General features: G+C 70.6%; 19 protein-coding genes. 4 read left to right on the forward strand and 15 right to left on the reverse strand.

Going from position 1 to position 15,885, the window contains the following annotated elements; genetic code table 11:
• Positions 1-12: 12 nt before the first annotated feature.
• The 10 genes from KIH27_RS11895 to hisD all read right to left on the reverse strand — a co-directional run bounded on the left by KIH27_RS11895 (position 13) and on the right by hisD (position 8,448).
• A complete protein-coding gene (locus KIH27_RS11895; RefSeq protein ID WP_307856854.1) occupies positions 13-1,131 on the reverse strand; it encodes a coiled-coil domain-containing protein in 1,119 nt (372 codons plus the stop codon).
• A gap of 158 nt (positions 1,132-1,289) precedes the next feature.
• The gene (locus tag KIH27_RS11900) at positions 1,290-2,015 is read right to left on the reverse strand and encodes a M protein (protein ID WP_214093156.1); all 726 of its coding nucleotides are present in this window, start codon (positions 2,013-2,015) and stop codon (positions 1,290-1,292) included.
• 36 nt (positions 2,016-2,051) lie between these two features.
• Complete coding sequence (gene hisI, locus KIH27_RS11905; RefSeq protein ID WP_214093157.1) at positions 2,052-2,405, reverse strand: phosphoribosyl-AMP cyclohydrolase; 354 nt, start codon at positions 2,403-2,405, stop codon at positions 2,052-2,054.
• The gene (gene hisF / locus KIH27_RS11910) at positions 2,402-3,187 is read right to left on the reverse strand and encodes an imidazole glycerol phosphate synthase subunit HisF (protein WP_284144724.1); all 786 of its coding nucleotides are present in this window, start codon (positions 3,185-3,187) and stop codon (positions 2,402-2,404) included. The genes hisI and hisF overlap by 4 nt, the downstream gene beginning before the upstream one ends.
• Positions 3,184-3,999, reverse strand: coding sequence for an inositol monophosphatase family protein (locus tag KIH27_RS11915; RefSeq protein ID WP_214093159.1), 816 nt, complete (start codon positions 3,997-3,999; stop codon positions 3,184-3,186). Before KIH27_RS11915 ends, hisF begins: the two co-directional genes overlap by 4 nt.
• A 7-nt stretch (positions 4,000-4,006) precedes the next feature.
• A complete protein-coding gene (priA, locus tag KIH27_RS11920) occupies positions 4,007-4,747 on the reverse strand; it encodes a bifunctional 1-(5-phosphoribosyl)-5-((5-phosphoribosylamino)methylideneamino)imidazole-4-carboxamide isomerase/phosphoribosylanthranilate isomerase PriA (protein WP_214093160.1) in 741 nt (246 codons plus the stop codon).
• Positions 4,744-5,361, reverse strand: coding sequence for an imidazole glycerol phosphate synthase subunit HisH (hisH, locus tag KIH27_RS11925; protein ID WP_214093161.1), 618 nt, complete (start codon positions 5,359-5,361; stop codon positions 4,744-4,746). Before hisH ends, priA begins: the two co-directional genes overlap by 4 nt.
• The gene (gene hisB / locus KIH27_RS11930) at positions 5,358-5,975 is read right to left on the reverse strand and encodes an imidazoleglycerol-phosphate dehydratase HisB (RefSeq protein WP_214093206.1); all 618 of its coding nucleotides are present in this window, start codon (positions 5,973-5,975) and stop codon (positions 5,358-5,360) included. Before hisB ends, hisH begins: the two co-directional genes overlap by 4 nt.
• Positions 5,969-7,111 (reverse strand): histidinol-phosphate transaminase, encoded by a 1,143-nt coding sequence (locus KIH27_RS11935; RefSeq protein ID WP_214093162.1) that lies wholly within the window; start codon positions 7,109-7,111, stop codon positions 5,969-5,971. The genes hisB and KIH27_RS11935 overlap by 7 nt, the downstream gene beginning before the upstream one ends.
• Positions 7,108-8,448, reverse strand: coding sequence for a histidinol dehydrogenase (gene hisD / locus KIH27_RS11940; RefSeq protein WP_284144723.1), 1,341 nt, complete (start codon positions 8,446-8,448; stop codon positions 7,108-7,110). The genes KIH27_RS11935 and hisD overlap by 4 nt, the downstream gene beginning before the upstream one ends.
• A 51-nt stretch (positions 8,449-8,499) precedes the next feature.
• Here hisD and KIH27_RS11945 point away from each other — a divergent pair, with 51 nt between their 5' ends.
• Positions 8,500-8,919 carry a nitroreductase family deazaflavin-dependent oxidoreductase gene (locus KIH27_RS11945; protein ID WP_214093163.1) on the forward strand — a complete coding sequence of 140 codons (420 nt, stop codon included), beginning with the start codon at positions 8,500-8,502 and terminating at the stop codon, positions 8,917-8,919.
• A 29-nt stretch (positions 8,920-8,948) separates the two neighbouring features.
• Complete coding sequence (locus KIH27_RS11950) at positions 8,949-9,341, forward strand: nitroreductase family deazaflavin-dependent oxidoreductase (protein WP_214093164.1); 393 nt, start codon at positions 8,949-8,951, stop codon at positions 9,339-9,341.
• A gap of 104 nt (positions 9,342-9,445) precedes the next feature.
• Here KIH27_RS11950 and nadC read toward each other — a convergent pair whose 3' ends face one another.
• Genes nadC through nadA form a run of 3 tightly spaced genes read right to left on the reverse strand, consistent with a single transcriptional unit; the run spans position 9,446 to position 12,908 of the window.
• Positions 9,446-10,303 (reverse strand): carboxylating nicotinate-nucleotide diphosphorylase, encoded by an 858-nt coding sequence (gene nadC, locus KIH27_RS11955; RefSeq protein ID WP_214093165.1) that lies wholly within the window; start codon positions 10,301-10,303, stop codon positions 9,446-9,448.
• The gene (locus KIH27_RS11960; RefSeq protein ID WP_214093166.1) at positions 10,303-11,871 is read right to left on the reverse strand and encodes an L-aspartate oxidase; all 1,569 of its coding nucleotides are present in this window, start codon (positions 11,869-11,871) and stop codon (positions 10,303-10,305) included. The genes nadC and KIH27_RS11960 overlap by 1 nt, the downstream gene beginning before the upstream one ends.
• Complete coding sequence (gene nadA, locus KIH27_RS11965; RefSeq protein WP_214093167.1) at positions 11,868-12,908, reverse strand: quinolinate synthase NadA; 1,041 nt, start codon at positions 12,906-12,908, stop codon at positions 11,868-11,870. The genes KIH27_RS11960 and nadA overlap by 4 nt, the downstream gene beginning before the upstream one ends.
• Positions 12,909-12,954: 46 nt before the next feature.
• Here nadA and KIH27_RS11970 point away from each other — a divergent pair, with 46 nt between their 5' ends.
• Complete coding sequence (locus KIH27_RS11970) at positions 12,955-13,647, forward strand: NUDIX hydrolase (protein ID WP_214093168.1); 693 nt, start codon at positions 12,955-12,957, stop codon at positions 13,645-13,647.
• Positions 13,648-13,690: 43 nt separating this feature from the next.
• Positions 13,691-15,028, forward strand: coding sequence for a lipase family protein (locus tag KIH27_RS11975; protein ID WP_214093169.1), 1,338 nt, complete (start codon positions 13,691-13,693; stop codon positions 15,026-15,028).
• Here the strand turns inward: KIH27_RS11975 and KIH27_RS11980 are convergent.
• Together KIH27_RS11980 and bsaP are read right to left on the reverse strand one after the other, a co-directional pair.
• Positions 14,994-15,632: a DUF2567 domain-containing protein gene (locus tag KIH27_RS11980; protein WP_372451358.1), complete on the reverse strand. Its 639-nt coding sequence runs from the start codon at positions 15,630-15,632 to the stop codon at positions 14,994-14,996. The genes KIH27_RS11975 and KIH27_RS11980 overlap by 35 nt on opposite strands.
• Complete coding sequence (gene bsaP / locus KIH27_RS11985) at positions 15,632-15,868, reverse strand: biotin synthase auxiliary protein BsaP (RefSeq protein ID WP_214093170.1); 237 nt, start codon at positions 15,866-15,868, stop codon at positions 15,632-15,634. The genes KIH27_RS11980 and bsaP overlap by 1 nt, the downstream gene beginning before the upstream one ends.
• Positions 15,869-15,885 lie beyond the last annotated feature (17 nt).

Genomic DNA, 15,885 nt, shown 5'->3' on the forward strand with positions numbered 1-15,885 from the left:
CGGTCACGACCGCTAGTCGGCGGCGACCTCCGCCAAGTCCTTCACTGGCGCGGCCTCCTTGACCGGTGTCGGATTCTTGGCCGGCGCCGAATCCTTGACCGGCGCGGCGTCCGCCACCGACTCCAGCGCATCAGCCGGCAGCGCGGCCTGGTCGCCCCGTCCGGTGCCGACCGCGGTGTCGATCCAGCTGCGGATCTCGTTGAGGTGGGTGACGATCCCGGCCCGCTCCCGGACCAGCATGTCAACCTCGGCGTGGGTCCGCTCGGTGAGCGACTTGGCCTCGCGCTTGGTGGTGGCGATCAGGGTGGACGCCTCCAGGCGCGCTTCCTTGTCCAGCTTGGCGATGCGCTCCTCGGCCTGCTCCCAGGCGGTCTTCATCTGCTGGTCGAGCCGACGCTGCGCATCGCGGCGGTTGCGCTCGTCGTCCTCCCACGCCAGCTTGATCTGCTCGTCCAGGGATTCCTGCGCGGCCCGGCGGTTACGCTCGTCCTCCTCGGCCAGCCGCTGGTACAGCTCGCGGCGGCTGCGCTCGGCCTCCTCGATCTCCCGTGCGACGCGGCTGCGGTCCTCATGCGCGGCGCGCAGGATCTCCTCGGCCTCCGCGGTCGCCGCGGCGAGGATCTTCTCGCGGCGGACGTTGGTCGACGCCTGGAACTCCGCCAGCGCCTCGCTGGCCGCGGCCCGGTCCTGCTGGGCCGCGTCGACCTGCTCGCGCAGCTCACTGGTGAGCGCTTCCGCGTCCTGACGGGCCAGGTCCTTGGTGCGTCGCGCCTCCTCGGAGGCGATCCGCATCATGCGGGCGATCCGATCGGACATGCCCTCGACCGACTCGCCCTGGACGACGCCGCCGCCCTGCGCGATCTGACCCTGCAGCTGTGCGATCTCCCCGGCGAGGCGTTCGCGCTCCGCCTCGGCGTCGGCGGTCATCCGGACGGCGTCGCTCTGCAGCCGGGAGATCTCCGCGGTCAGCTGCTCACGGTCGAAACGGGTCTGCGTCTTCGCCGCCTCAAGGGAGTTCACCTTCCCCTGCAGAACTTCGACCTCGCGGTGCAGCCGCACGATGTAGTCGCTGACTTCGTTTCGGTCGAAACCACGCATCTGGGTTTCGAATTCGGGAATCTCCAGTGGCACCGGGCTTCTCCTAGCAATTCGCGGAATCGATGTGCGATCTGACGGACGATCGGCGGGCCCCTGTGTTGACTTGGGGCCGGGCGAAGCAGGCTGCCGCTCCGCTAAGCCCACCGTGCCGGGCAGCGTAACAGATCAGGAACGCCGACTGAAAGGAGCAGTCACCCTGGAAACCCTTCCTCATGGTCGAAATTTGTTCCGCGAGGCAGGGATTCGCGATTAACTTGCACTGTGGACCGCCTGATCTGATCGATGATCTTCGCCCGTGCACCGATCAGTTCATTGAGCCGCTCCTGCGCCTCGGTGACCTGTGCGGTGATGCTGTCGTTCATCTGAGCCAGGATCACCATCGCCTGACTCTCGGCTTCCTCCATGATCTCCGCCGCACTGAGCACCGCTTGCTGCCGCAGCTGTGCGGCGTGCGCCCGCAACTGGCTGTGCTGAGCTTCCAGCTCAGCCCGCAGTTCCGCGACCGACTCGCGCTCCGCGCGGGCTTCGGCGAGCAGCGCTGAGGCTTCCCGCTTGGCCGCACTGCGCGTCTCGGCGGCAAACCGCTCGGCCGCCGACCGGATGTCCTCGGCCTCCGTCATCGCGCCGTTGAGAATGCCCGAGAGGCGCTCGCTCAAATCGCTGATGTCACCCGGGATAGCCGCGGCGACCTCGTTGAAACGCGCTGACGTCGATTCCAGGCTGGACTGCGATTTATTCAACTGTTCACTGAGTGCGACGATTCGGGAACCCATTCGCGGAAGTGCACTGCGGAACTCGTTGAGGGAACCGGTCGCGTAGTGGGTGTCTATCTGGACGGAGACACGTTCCACCTCGAATTTCGCCGAACTGCTGGTGTGCTCCAACTGGTACACGTCGTCGGCGTCGTCGGAATTCACAGTCGGCCAGCATACCGGCCCGCAGACGTCGCGGTATCAGTCCGCGGAAGCGAGCAGGACATCCGCATCGAAACAGCTGTGGTCACCGGTGTGGCAGGCACCGCCGGTCTGATCCACCTGAAGCAGCACCGCGTCACCGTCACAGTCCAGTCGCACCGCGTGCACGTACTGGGTGTGCCCGGACGTCGCACCCTTGATCCACTGCTGCCCGCGGGAGCGGGAGAAGTACGTCGCCTCCCGGGTCTGCAGGGTTCGTGCCAGCGCCTCGTCGTCCATCCAGGCGACCATCAGCACGTCACCGCTGCCGCGCTCCTGCACCACCGCGGTGAACAGGCCGTCGACGTTGCGTTTGAGCCGGGCGGCGATCGTGGGGTCCAACTCGAACGTCATCGGACCACTATCCCCTCGGCCGCCATTGCCGCCTTGACCTGCGGAATGGTCAACTCACCGAAGTGGAACACGCTGGCGGCGAGCACGGCGTCAGCGCCGGCGGCGACGGCCGGGGCGAAGTGCTCCAGCGCGCCGGCCCCGCCACTGGCGATCACCGGCACCCCGACCGCGGCGCGGACCGCGCGCAGCATCGGCAGGTCGAAACCGGCCTTGGTGCCGTCGGCGTCCATCGAGTTCAGCAGGATCTCGCCGACGCCGAGGTCCACCCCGCGCATCGCCCATTCGACGGCGTCGATTCCGGTGCCCTGCCGCCCGCCGTGGGTGGTCACCTCCCAGCCCGACGCAGTGGGCGCCGACCCGGCCGGCACCGTGCGGGCGTCGACGCTCAGGACGATGCACTGGGAACCGAACTGGCGGGCCAACTCGGCGAGCAGCTCCGGGCGGGCGATCGCCGCGGTGTTCACCGACACCTTGTCGGCGCCGGCCCGCAGCAGCACGTCCACATCGGCCACGGTGCGCACCCCGCCGCCCACGGTGAGCGGGATGAACACCTGGTCGGCGGTGCGCTGCACCACCTCCAGCATGGTGGCGCGCCCCGACGACGACGCGGTCACGTCGAGGAAGGTCAGTTCGTCGGCGCCCTCGGCGTCGTAGGCGGCAGCGAGTTCGACCGGGTCACCCGCGTCGCGGAGGTTCGCGAAGTTGACCCCCTTGACGACGCGTCCGCCATCGACGTCCAGGCACGGGATGACCCGCACCGCCACATCACCGGCCATGCTCAGTACTCCCCCGGTTCGCCGACCCGTTGCAGGATCTCGATGATCTCGCCGTGCACACCGGGCGCGGCCGCCAGCGCCGAGCGCGATTGCGCGGTCCAGTCCGCCCCGGCCAGATCGGTGACGATCCCGCCGGCCGCTCGCACCAGCGCGACACCGGCGGCGTGATCCCAGATGTGGTCGCCGAAACTGATTGCGCCACCGAGGATTCCACCGGCCACATAGGCGAGGTCGATCCCGGTGGCACCGTGCATCCGCGGCCGTGAGGTGACCCGGCTCAAACCCTCGAGCACGGCCTGCCGGTAGCGCCCGGGGAATCGGCCGCGCCAGTCCACGTTGAACGTGCCGATCCCGACCAGCGAGTCGGCCAGCGCGACCGGCGTCAGCGCCGGCTGCGGGATGCCGTCGCTGATCAGGGGTCCGCCGCTCACCGCGGTGTAGCGCTGGCCGGTGAACGGCAGCCAGGTCAGCCCGGCCACCGGTTCGCCGTCGCGCAGCAGGCCGAGCAGGATCGCCGCCATCGGCGATCCCGCGGCGTAGTTGAAGGTGCCGTCGATCGGGTCGAGCACCCACACCAGTGGCGAGTCGACCGGCGGTCCGCCGAACTCCTCACCGTGCACCCCGATCCCGGTGGCCTCGGTCAGCGCGCTGGAGATCTGACGCTCCAGTGCCAGATCCACTTCGGTGGCGAAGTCGTTGCCGCCCTTGCGGACCGCGGAATCCGCGCGGTGTCCGGCGATGAACGGCCCCACCGCGGCGTCGAGGATCGCGGTCGCCTCGGCGACCAGAGCGCCCAGGTCCGCGGTGTCCAGCGCCACGACGGATCTACCCCCGCACCGCTGACAGCGCCTCGGGCAGGGTGAACCGGCCCGCGTACAGAGCCTTGCCGACGATCGCGCCCTCCACGCCGTCCGGCACCAGGGTGGCGATCGCGGTCAAGTCGTCCAAGCTGGACACACCGCCGGAGGCGATCACCGGGGCGTCGGTGCGGCCGGCCACCTCGCGCAGCAGTTCCAGGTTCGGCCCCTGCAACGTGCCGTCCTTGGTGACGTCGGTGACCACGAACCGGGAACAGCCCTCGCGGTCCAGGCGATCCAGCACCGGCCACAGGTCGCCGCCGTCGGTCTCCCAGCCGCGCCCGCGCAGCCGGTACGTCCCGTCGACCAGTTGGACGTCGAGGCCGACCGCCACCTTGTCGCCGTGCTCGGCGATCGCCTTAGCGCACCAGGCCGGGTTCTCCAGCGCCGCGGTACCCACGTTGACCCGACGGCAGCCGGTCGCCAGCGCCGCCGCCAGCGACTCGTCGTCGCGGATGCCGCCGGATAGCTCGACCTGAACATCAAGGCGCCCAACCACATCGGCGAGCAACTCGCGGTTGGAGCCGCGGCCGAAGGCGGCGTCCAGGTCGACCAGGTGGATCCACTCGGCCCCGTCGCGCTGCCAGGTCAACGCGGCGTCCAGCGCGTCGCCGTACGCCGTCTCACTGCCGGCCTTGCCCTGCACCAGGCGGACCGCCTTGCCGTCGACGACGTCGACGGCGGGCAACAGAACCAACGATGTACTCACAGTGCCTCCACCCAGTTGCTCAGCAGTGTCGCCCCGGCATCCCCGCTCTTCTCGGGGTGAAACTGGGTGGCGGCCAACGGCCCGTCCTCGACAGCCGCCAGGAACCGTACCTGATGGGTCGCCCAGGTCACCAACGCGTCCGGGCTGCCCTCCCAGCGCTGCGCGGCGTAGGAGTGCACGAAGTAGAACCGGGTGTCGGCGTCCAACCCGCGGAACAGCGTGCTGCCGGGCGCGGCGTCGACGGTGTTCCAGCCCATGTGCGGGATGACCGGGGCGTCGAGACGGGTGACCGCCCCCGGCCACTGCCCGCACCCGGTGGTGTCCACCCCGAACTCGACGCCGTGCGCGAACAGGATCTGCATGCCGACGCAGACCCCCAGCACCGGCCGGCCGGCGTGCAGGCGCTCGGCGATGATCTTGTCGCCGTTGACCTCCCGCAGCCCGGTCATGCACGCCGCGAAGGCGCCGACGCCCGGCACCACCAGGCCGTCGGCCGCCGCGGCCGCACCGGGATCGGCGGTCACCTCGACGTCGGCCCCGGTGCGCTGCAGTGCGCGCTGCGCCGAGCGCAGGTTGCCTGAGCCGTAATCCAGTACGACGACCCGCTTGGTCACAGCGCACCCTTGGTGGACGGCACGCCGGTCACCCGCGGATCGGGTTCGACGGCCTCGCGCAGCGCACGCGCGACCGCCTTGTACTCGGCTTCGGTGATGTGGTGCGGATCGCGCCCGTAGAGCACCCGCACGTGCAGGGCGATCCGCGCATTCGACGCCAGCGTCTCGAACACGTGCCGGTTGATGACGGTGTGATACGGAACCTGCGATCCGGCGATCACGGTGTGCGCCAGGTGATCTGGCTCGCCGGTGTGCACGCAGTAGGGCCGCCCGGAGACGTCGACGGCGGCGTGCGCCAGCGTCTCGTCCATCGGGATGAAGGCGTCCCCGAACCGGCGGATGCCTTTCTTGTCGCCGAGAGCCTGCCCGAGCGCCTGACCGAGCACGATCGCGGTGTCCTCGACGGTGTGGTGTGCCTCGATCTCGACGTCGCCCTCGGCGCGCACTGTCAGGTCGAAGCTGGCGTGACTGCCCAGCGCGGTCAGCATGTGGTCGTAGAACGGCACGCCGGTGGAGATGTCGACGACCCCGGTGCCGTCCAGGTCGAGTTCGACGGTGATGTCGGACTCGCGGGTCTTGCGCGTTACCCGGGCGCGGCGGTGTTCGGTCACGATGCTCCTAACGGCTGGGCGAGTTCGAGGGCGGCCAACTCGGCGCTGACCGCCAGGAACGCGTCGTTCTCGGCGGCCAGACCGGTGGTGGCCCGCAGATAGCCGGGGATGCCGACGTCACGGATCAGCACGCCGGCGTCCAGGTAGCGCTGCCAGGCACGCGGGGCGTCGGCGAACTCACCGAACAGCACGAAGTTGGCGTCGCTGGGGATCACCCGGAAACCCATGCCGGACAGGGCCGCCCCAACACGTTGACGTTCAGCGATGAGCTGGGCGACGGTACCGAGGGTGTCGTCGGCGTGCCGCAGGGCGGCGCGGGCGGCGGCCTGGGTGACCACCGACAGGTGATAGGGCAGGCGCACCAGCAGCATCGCGTCGATGACCGCCGGCGCGGCGACCAGGTAGCCCAGTCGGCCGCCGGCGAACGCGAACGCCTTGCTCATCGTGCGGCTGACCACCACTTTCGCCGGGTACTGCTCGATCAGCGCGACCGCACTGCGCTGCGACGAGAACTCGCCGTACGCCTCGTCGACGACGACGATCCCGGGTGCCGCATCCAGCAGCACCCGCAGGTCATCGAGCGGGATGCTCTGCCCGGACGGGTTGTTCGGGCTGGTCACGAAGACGATGTCGGGCTGCATCTCGGTGATCGCGGCGGCGGCGACGGCGGTGTCGAGGCTGAAGTCGTCGGCCCGCACGGTCTGCAACCACTCGGTGTGGGTGCCGTCGGTGATGATCGGGTGCATCGAATACGACGGCACGAACCCGACCGCGCTGCGGCCCGGGCCGCCGAACGCCTGCAGCAGCTGCTGCAGGATCTCATTGGATCCGTTCGCCGCCCACAGGTTTTCGACACCGACCCGAACCCCGGTGCAGCCGGTCAGATACGCGGCGAGGTCGGTGCGCAGCGCGACCGCGTCACGGTCGGGGTAGCGGTGCAACTCCGCGGCGGCCGCCTGCACCGAGGCCGCCACGTCGTCGATGAGCGCCTGACTCGGCGGGTGCGGGTTCTCGTTGGTGTTGAGCTGCACCGGCACCGATAGCTGCGGCGCGCCGTACGGCGACTTGCCGCGCAGATCGTCGCGGAGCGGCAGGTCGTCGAGTGTGATCCGGTCACCCGGCCGCGGTTCGCCGGTCACCGCTCGAACCTCCGCCGGACCGCTTCGCCGTGCGCCGGCAGGTCCTCGGCGTTGGCCAGCGTGATGACGTGACCGCTGACGTCTTTGAGCGCGGCCTCGGTGTAGTCGATGACGTGAATGCCGCGCAGGAAGGTCTGCGTGGACAGCCCGCTGGAGTGTCGGGCGCAGCCGGCGGTGGGCAGCACGTGGTTGGACCCGGCGCAGTAGTCGCCCAGGCTCACCGGCGACCACGGCCCGACGAAGATGGCGCCGGCGTTGCGGATTCGGGCCGCGACCTCAGCGGCATCGACGGTCTGGATCTCCAGGTGCTCGGCGGCGTAGGCGTTGACCACCCGGATTCCGGTATCGACATCGTCGACCAGCACGATCGCCGACTGCGGGCCGGACAGTGCGACCCGCACCCGCTCACGGTGCCGGGTGGTCTGCAGTTGGTCTTCGACGGCGGCGTCGACGGCGCCGGCCAGTTCGGCGCTGTCGGTGACCAGCACGCTGGCCGCCAGTTCGTCGTGCTCGGCCTGGCTGATCAGGTCGGCGGCGACGTGCACCGGGTCGGCGGTGTGGTCGGCGAGGATCGCGATCTCGGTCGGCCCGGCCTCGGCGTCGATGCCGACCTGGGAGCGGCACAGCCGTTTGGCGGCGGTGACGTAGATGTTGCCCGGCCCGGTGATCATGTCCACCGGGGCCAGCTCCGCGCCGTCGGTGTCCGTGCCGCCGTAGGCCAGCAGCGCCACCGCCTGCGCGCCGCCGACCGCCCACACCTCGTCGACGCCGAGCAGCGCGGCGGCGGCCAGGATCGTCGGGTGCGGCAGGCCGGCAAAGGCGGCCTGCGGCGGGGAGGCGATCACCAGCGAGTCGACGCCGGCCGTCTGGGCCGGCACCACGTTCATCACCACGCTGGACGGGTAGACCGCGTTGCCGCCGGGCACGTACAGGCCGACCCGCTCGACCGGCACCCAGCGCTCGGTGACGGTCGCCCCGGGGGCCAGCGTCGTGGTGGTGTCGGTGCGGTGCTGGTCGGCGTGCACGGCGCGAGCGCGGGTGATCGCCACCTCCAGCGCGGCCCGCACGTCGGCATCCAGTTCGGCCAGCGCCGTGACCAGCGCGGCAGCCGGCACCCGCACCGCAGGGGGACGCACGCCGTCGAACTGTTCGCCGAACTCCAGTGCCGCCGCCCCACCGCGTTCGGCGACCTCCTCGACGATCGGGCGCACCTTCGGCAGCACCGCTTCGACGTCGACACCGCCACGCGGCAGCGCCGCCCGCAGCCCGGCCGCCGACAGACTGGTGCCACGCAGGTCGATGCGGGAGATCAGGGAGCCCGTGTTCACGTCGACCATTGTCCCAGAGCCGTTCAAGTCGATTTCGCCGCACATGGCTAGGCTGGCGACATGCGCATCGAGGACGAGTACAAGAGCAAGCCCGGAGTGCCCTACATCTTCCCGGATTGGCTCGACGGTATCCAGAACAAGTACGTCAGCCCGCTGGTGAAGCGATTCCAGCGTTACATCCCGACGTTCACGGTGATCGAGCACAAGGGCCGCAAGTCCGGCAAGCCGTACAAGACCGTCGTACACGGCTACACCAAGGGTTCGTCGTTCGCGGTGATGCTCGGCCACGGCAAGGCCGACTGGGTGCGCAATGTGCTGGCCGCCGGCGGGGCCGACGTGCATCTGTTCCGTCGCAGCGTGCACATCACCAACCCGCGCATCGTGCCGATCGGCGGCGACGTCAGCAACCTGCCGCTGATCGTGCGACTCGCGGCACGCCGGGTCGGCATTCTGGTCGCCGACATCGACAGCGCGGCCTGAGTTCGGGTTCGAGGAGAAACGGAGTCGTCATGACCGAGGGTGCGAAGCTGCCGGTGATCTTCCCACCGTGGCTGGACCGGCTGCAGATCAAATACATGAACCCGGTGGTCAAGCCGCTGGCGAAGTACCTGCCGGGCACGTCGACGATCAAGCATCGCGGCCGCAAGTCCGGCAAGCCCTACGAGACGGTGGTCACCACCTATCGCAAGGGCAATGTGCTGGCGGTCGCGCTGGGCCACGGCAAGGCGGACTGGGTGAAGAACGTGCTGGCCGCCGGCGAGGCCGACGTGCGGCTGTTCCGCACCGAACTGCACCTGACCAACCCGCGGATCCTGCCGCCGGGGACGGCCGGCAAGGATCTGCCGCTGGCGGTGCGTTTGCAGAACCGCAAGGTCGCGGTGCTGGTCACCGACATCGCCTGAGGTCGCCTGATCAGCATCCCCGCCGAAATCGACAACAGCGCGGAAAACACCGAGTAGGGAACACGCTCGCGTCGATCTCGTCGTACCGCACCGGTGCGGGCAGGTCACATGTCCAGGCCGATGTCGAGCACCCGGACGGAGTGGGTCAAAGCCCCCACCGCCAGGTAGTCGACGCCGGTGGCGGCGTAGGCGGCCGCACTGTCCAGGCTCAGTCCGCCGGAGGACTCCAGCCGCACGCCCGGGGCGCGGGAGTCGCGGCGTTGCACGGCGGTCTGGGTCTGCCAGACCGGGAAGTTGTCGAGCAGCACCAGTTCCGGCCCTTCGGCGAGCACCTCGTCGAACTGCTCCAGGGAGTCCACCTCGACCTCGCACGGGATGTCCGGCGCCGCGGCCCGGACCGCCCGCAGCGCGGCGGCCACCGACCCGGCTGCGGCGACATGGTTGTCCTTGATCAGGGCGGCATCTCCCAGCCCCATCCGGTGGTTCACCCCGCCACCGGCGCGCACGGCGTATTTCTGCAGGCCACGCAGGCCCGGCAGCGTCTTGCGGGTGTCGCGGATCTTCGCCGAGGTGCCGTCCACCGCATCCACCCAGGCCGCGGTGGCCGTGGCGATCCCGGACAGGTGGCAGACCAGGTTGAGCATCGTGCGCTCGGCGGTGAGCAGCCCGCGGGTCGGCGCCCGCAGCGTCAGCACCGCGGCGCCCGCGGCGACCCGGGCGCCGTCGTCCACCCGGCCGAGAACCGTGTACCCACCCTCGCCCAGCACCTCGTCGAGCACCAGCAGGGCCACGTCGATCCCGGCGATCACCCCCGATTCGCGGGTCACCATCGCCGCCTCGGCGACCGCGTCGGCGGGCACCGTCGCGATCGTGGTGATGTCGGGCCCGTAGCGCAGGTCCTCGTTGAGCGCACGGGTGATGAGTTGGCGGGTTTCGGTCACCTCCGCGTCGGACAGTCGCATCAGCAGGCCACCGCCATCGCGTCGCCGGCGAGCCGGTAGATCCGGCTGTGCGCCTGCGCCGGATCGGCGTCCGGTTGCTCGGCGCGGTGGTGGCAGCCCCGGCTCTCGGTGCGGGCGTCCGCCGCGGCGGTCACGACCCGCGCGGCCAGGGTCAGCGCCACGTTCTCGAAGTCGCTGCGGCCCAACACCTTCCGCGGCTCGGCCGAGGCCAGCAGTTCGGCGAGCCGGTGCAGCCCGGCGGCGTCGCGGACCACCGAGGCGTCCCGGGACATCGCCGCCTGCAGCACGTCGCGCTCGAGTGCGACGTGCTCATCCTCGGCGGGGACGCTGGCCTGCACCGGCCCGGCCGACGCCGCGTGCGCCGCCGCGGCCGCGCCGGCCCGGTCCCCTACCACCAGTCCTTCGAGCAGGCTGTTGGAGGCCAACCGGTTGGCGCCGTGCATGCCGGTGCGGCCCACCTCACCGGCGGCGAACAGCCCCGGCAGTTCGGTGCGCCCGGTGACGTCGGTGACGACGCCGCCGCAGCTGTAGTGCGCACCCGGGACCACCGGAATCGGCTGCCGAGTCGGGTCGACGCCAGCCGCCAGGCAGGCCGCCATGACGGTCGGGAACCGCCGCGGGAAGTCGTCGATGCGGCGGGCGTCCAGGTACACGCAGGGGTCGCCGGTCTGGCGCAGCCGGGTGTCGATGGCGCCGGCGACCACGTCGCGCGGAGCGAGGTCGCCCATCGGGTGCACGCCCTCGGTGACCGAGCGGCCGGCGGCGTCGATCAGGGCCGCGCCCTCGCCGCGCACGGCCTCGGTGATCAGTGGCCGGCGGCCTCCAGGACCGGGCCCGGTATCGGCGCTGTACAGCATGGTCGGGTGGAACTGGATGAACTCCACGTCGGCCACCGCGACGCCGGCCCCCAGCGCCAGCGCCAGCCCGTCGCCGGTGGCGCCGTCCGGGTTCGTGGTGGCCCGGTAGAGGTGCCCGAGTCCGCCGGTGGCCAGCACCACCGACGGCGCGTGGATGACGCCGATCCCGTCGGCGTTGGCCACCAGCACCCCGGTGACTGCACCGCCGTCGCGCAGTACGCGAAGTGCGGTGTGACCGCGCCGGATGTCCAGTGTCGCGGTCGCGTGATCGAGTGCCCGCTGCACCTCGGCGCCGGTGGCGTCGCCGCCGGCGTGGATGATGCGGCGCCGGGAGTGCCCGCCTTCGCGGGTCAGCGCCCAATCACCGTCGGCGCCGGCGTCGAACGTCGCCCCGGTGCCGACCAGATCGGTCACCGCCCGGTAGCCGTCGGCGATGATCGAGGTGACCGCGGCACGGTCGCACAGCCCGCCACCGGCGGCCAGCGTGTCGGCGACATGCGCCTCGACGGAATCGTCGGTGCCCGGCAGCACCACCGCGATGCCGCCCTGCGCGTAGTGGGTGGCGGTGACCCCGGTGACGCCGCCGGCCTTGTTGAGCACCGCGACACGGCGCCCGGACCGCTGCGCGACGCGAGCCGCGACCAGCCCACCGACGCCGGTGCCGATCACGACGACGTCGGCTCGGTCGTGCCAGGCCAGACCGGTGGTCACTTGCTGACCGGCGCCGAGTGCCCTATCGAGACCATCCGCTGCACGCTGCGCTCGGCCAGCTTCGCGGTCTCCGGGTCGACGTGGATCTCGTCGGCGCCCTCGGTCAGGCAGCGCAGCAGCGCGGCCGGGGTGATCATCTTCATGTACTTGCAGAACGCCTTGGAGTTCACGGCCTCGAAGTCGACCTCCGGCGCCGCTTTCTGCAGCTGGTAGAGCATGCCGATCTCGGTGGCGACCAGCACCTTGCTGGCGTTGGTCTTGCGGGCCTCCTCCAGCATTCCGCCGGTGGACAGGATCTTGACCCGCTCCTCGGGGAAGTGACCCTCCCCGACCAGGTACAGCGCCGAGGTGGCGCAGCCGCACTCCGGGTGCACGAACAGCTCGGCGTCCGGGTACAGCCGCGACTTCTCCTCGAGCTCGTCGCCGTTGATCGCGGCGTGCACGTGGCACTCGCCGGCCCAGATGTGCATGTTCTTGCGGCCGGTCACCCGCTGGACGTGCTGGCCGAGGAACTGGTCCGGCAGGAACAGCACCGGCCGGTCCGGGTCGATCGAGTTCACGATGTCGACGGCGTTCGACGACGTGCAGCAGTAGTCGGTGAGCGCCTTCACCGCGGCGGTGGTGTTGACGTAGGAGACCACGACGGCGCCCGGGTGCTCGTCGCGCCACTCCTGCAGGTCCTCGGCGGTGATCGACTCGGCCAGCGAGCAGCCGGCCCGGTCGTCGGGGATCAGCACGGTCTTCTCCGGCGCCAGGATCTTGGCGGTCTCGGCCATGAAGTGCACGCCGCAGAACACGATGGTGTCCGCGTCGGCCTGCGCGGCGACCCGGGCCAGGCCCAGCGAGTCCCCGACGTGGTCGGCGATGTCCTGGATCGGCGGCAGCTGATAGTTGTGGGCGAGGATCACCGCGTTGCGTTCTTTTTTCAGCCGCAGGATCTCGGCCACCCATTCCTCGTCCGCCTCGATGCCGCTGTAGCCGGCCGGCGAGTTGACGATGCGGTCGACCAGCTTGCCGGTGTCGGTGAGGGTGGTCATGGGGTGGCTCCTCTCGCCAATAGGTTTTCGACTTATAATCGAAAACATGGTTCATACTAGCACTGCGCATGAAGTGCTCACCGTCGTCTTCCGGGTTGGCGACCTCGGGAGCCGACAGCCGGGACTCAACGTGCTGCTGTGGCAGCGGGCCCGCGACCCCCAACTGGGCCGCTGGTCACTGCCGGGCGGCGTCCTGCGCGACGACGAGGACGTGATGGCCTCGGCCCGGCGGCAACTCGCCGAGAAGGTCGATCTGCGTGAGGTCGCCCACCTCGAGCAGCTAGGTGTGTTCTCCGACCCGGGCCGGGTTCCCGGCACGCGCACCATCGCCTCGACGTTCCTGGGCCTGGTCCCCGCCCCCGCCGACCCGGAACTGCCGGCCGACACCCGGTGGCACCCGGTCGACGCACTGCCGGAGATGGCGTTCGACCACGCCGTGATGGTGGCCGACGCCCGCGCCCGCCTGGTCGCCAAGATGTCCTACACAAATATCGGGTTCGCTTTGGCCCCAACGGAATTCGTACTGTCCGCACTGCGCGAGATCTACAGCGTGGTGCTCGGGTACCAGGTCGACGTCACCAACCTGCAGCGGGTGCTGGTGCGCCGCGGGGTTATCACCGGCACCGGCACCACAGCCCGATCCGGGCGCAGCGGCGGCCGGCCCGCCGCGGTCTACCGGTTCACCGATTCCGAACTGCGGGTGACCGACGAATTCGCCGCGCTACGCCCGCCAGGGTGAGTCGGACTGGATTCTTACTGGTCCCTTAAGCAACAATGCCTGGATGGACTACGACAGTCTGACTCGCGAAACGCCGGTTCCGTGGATCGGACAGGCCCCGCACCAGGAGTTGCAGCCGGGAGCACACCCGCTCGCCCCGGCCAATGATCCGTTCTACGAGCCGCCGGCCGGCTTCCAGCACGCACTGCCCGGCACGGTGCTGCGCTCCCGCGACGTCGAACTGGCGTTCCTGGGGCTGATCCCGCAGCGCCTGCACGCCACCCAGCTGCTCTACCGCAGCTCGGACCGCTACGGGCTGCCGCAGGCCGCGGTGACGACCGTGCTGGTCCCGGCCGAGTCGAACGCCACCGGCGCCCGCCCGATCGTGTCCTACCAGTGCGCGATCGACGGCGTCGACGCGCGAGCATTCCCCTCCTACGCGCTGCGCCGGCGCGCCGGCCTCAACGGCTCGTTCACCCAGCTGGAGTTCGTGCTGATCGCGGCGCTGCTGGAGCAGGGCTGGGCGGTCTCGGTGCCCGACCATGAGGGCCGGCACGGTCACTGGGGCGCGCCGTACGAACCCGGTTACGTCGTGCTGGACGGCATCCGCGCCGCACAGGCCAGCGACCGGCTGGACGTCGCGTTCGACGCGCCGGTCGGCATGTGGGGGTACTCCGGCGGTGGGCTGGCGACCGCCTGGGCCGCCGAGGTCAGCGCCGACTACGCGCCGGAGCTCAACATCGCCGGAACCGCGCTGGGCTCACCGGTGGGCGACCTGGGCAACACCCTGCGCCGGCTGGACGGCAGCTTCTGGTCGGGATTGCCGGCCATGATGATCGCCGCACTGACCCACAGCTACCCGGACCTGGATCAGGTCGTTCAGGAGCACGCCACCGCCGACGGTCGGGCGCTGATGAACTCGCTGGAGTCGATGACCACCGGGACGGCAGTGCTCAAGATGCACCACCGCACGCTGAACGACTACATCGATCGGCCACTCGACGAGCTGATCGCGACGGCCGCCGTCCAGCACGTCTTCGACGACACCCGGCTGGGGTCGACGGCCCCGTCATGTCCGGTGCTGCTGTTCCAGGCCACCCACGACCAGGTGATCTCGGTCGACGACATCGATGCGCTCGCCGACGCCTACGCGGCCGGCGGCACCCGGCTCACCTACCACCGCGACCAGATCAGCGAGCACATCCTGCTGCACCCGCTGTCGACGCCGATGGTGCTGGAGTGGCTGCGCGACCGGTTCGCCGGCCGGCCGATCGCGAGCGGCGCGGTGCGAAGCGGGTGGCCGGCGCTGCTGAACCCGAAGACCTACCTCGGCCTGGCCCGGCTGGGCCTGATCGCCGTCCGGGTGATCACCGGTCGAGCGGCGCAGCACTCTCCGCACTGAGCGCCGGAGCCGGGGCGATGCCGCCGGGTGGGTTGGCGCCCAGGTCGTCGCGGGTGCTGACGGCCGCACACAGGCCGTAGACCAGCGCCGCCACCGCGGCCGGCAGCAGCAGGGTGGCCGCGATCTGCAGCGGCGAATGCCCGAAGAACACCGGCGGGGCGTCGGCCACGTAGAACACCCGGTGCTCCGGCGTGACCGGCACGGCGTCCACGTCGACGACGCCGTAGCGGCGGTGCACCAGTTGCCCGCCGACCAGAACGGCCACCGCCGCGGCCCCGGTCAGACCGACCGACAGCGCCGCCACCATCCCCGGCCCGCGGTACCTGCGCCACTGCCAGGCCAGCGTCGCGGCCAGCACGGCGACCACGCCAAGGATGCTCAGCAGCAGCACCGGCGCGACGAAGAAATGATCGGCCTCGTTGCCCAGGTAGGCCTGCACGCGTTCACCGCTGCGGGTCAGCGCCACCACGCCGTGCACCGGCGGCGCCAGTTGCGCCCAGCCGAATCCGACAGCCGCACCGACGGCGATCGCCGCCACCGCGATGCCGCCGAACCCGGTCACCCGCAGGATCCGCGGTGCACCGGCATCCGGCACCGGGGCCACTACTTCGCACCCAGGTCCGCCGAGTCGACCGTGCCGTGCCGGGAGCAGCGCGCCCACCAGCCGCTGGGCCGGACCTGCACCGCCATCTTGCGGCCGCAGGCGGCGCAGAACCGGGGCGGCCGCAGGGCCAGCTGGGCGGCGGTCTGATGCACGACCTCGGTCGAGTCGCCGATCAGGGCGCCGTTGTGGACGTTGTAGACGCCGGCCCCGACCAACTCCGGCAGTTCTGCGCTCATCAACGCCTCGCTCATCA

This window comes from Mycolicibacter acidiphilus (genome assembly GCF_018455725.1).
Taxonomy (GTDB): domain Bacteria; phylum Actinomycetota; class Actinomycetes; order Mycobacteriales; family Mycobacteriaceae; genus Mycobacterium; species Mycobacterium acidiphilum.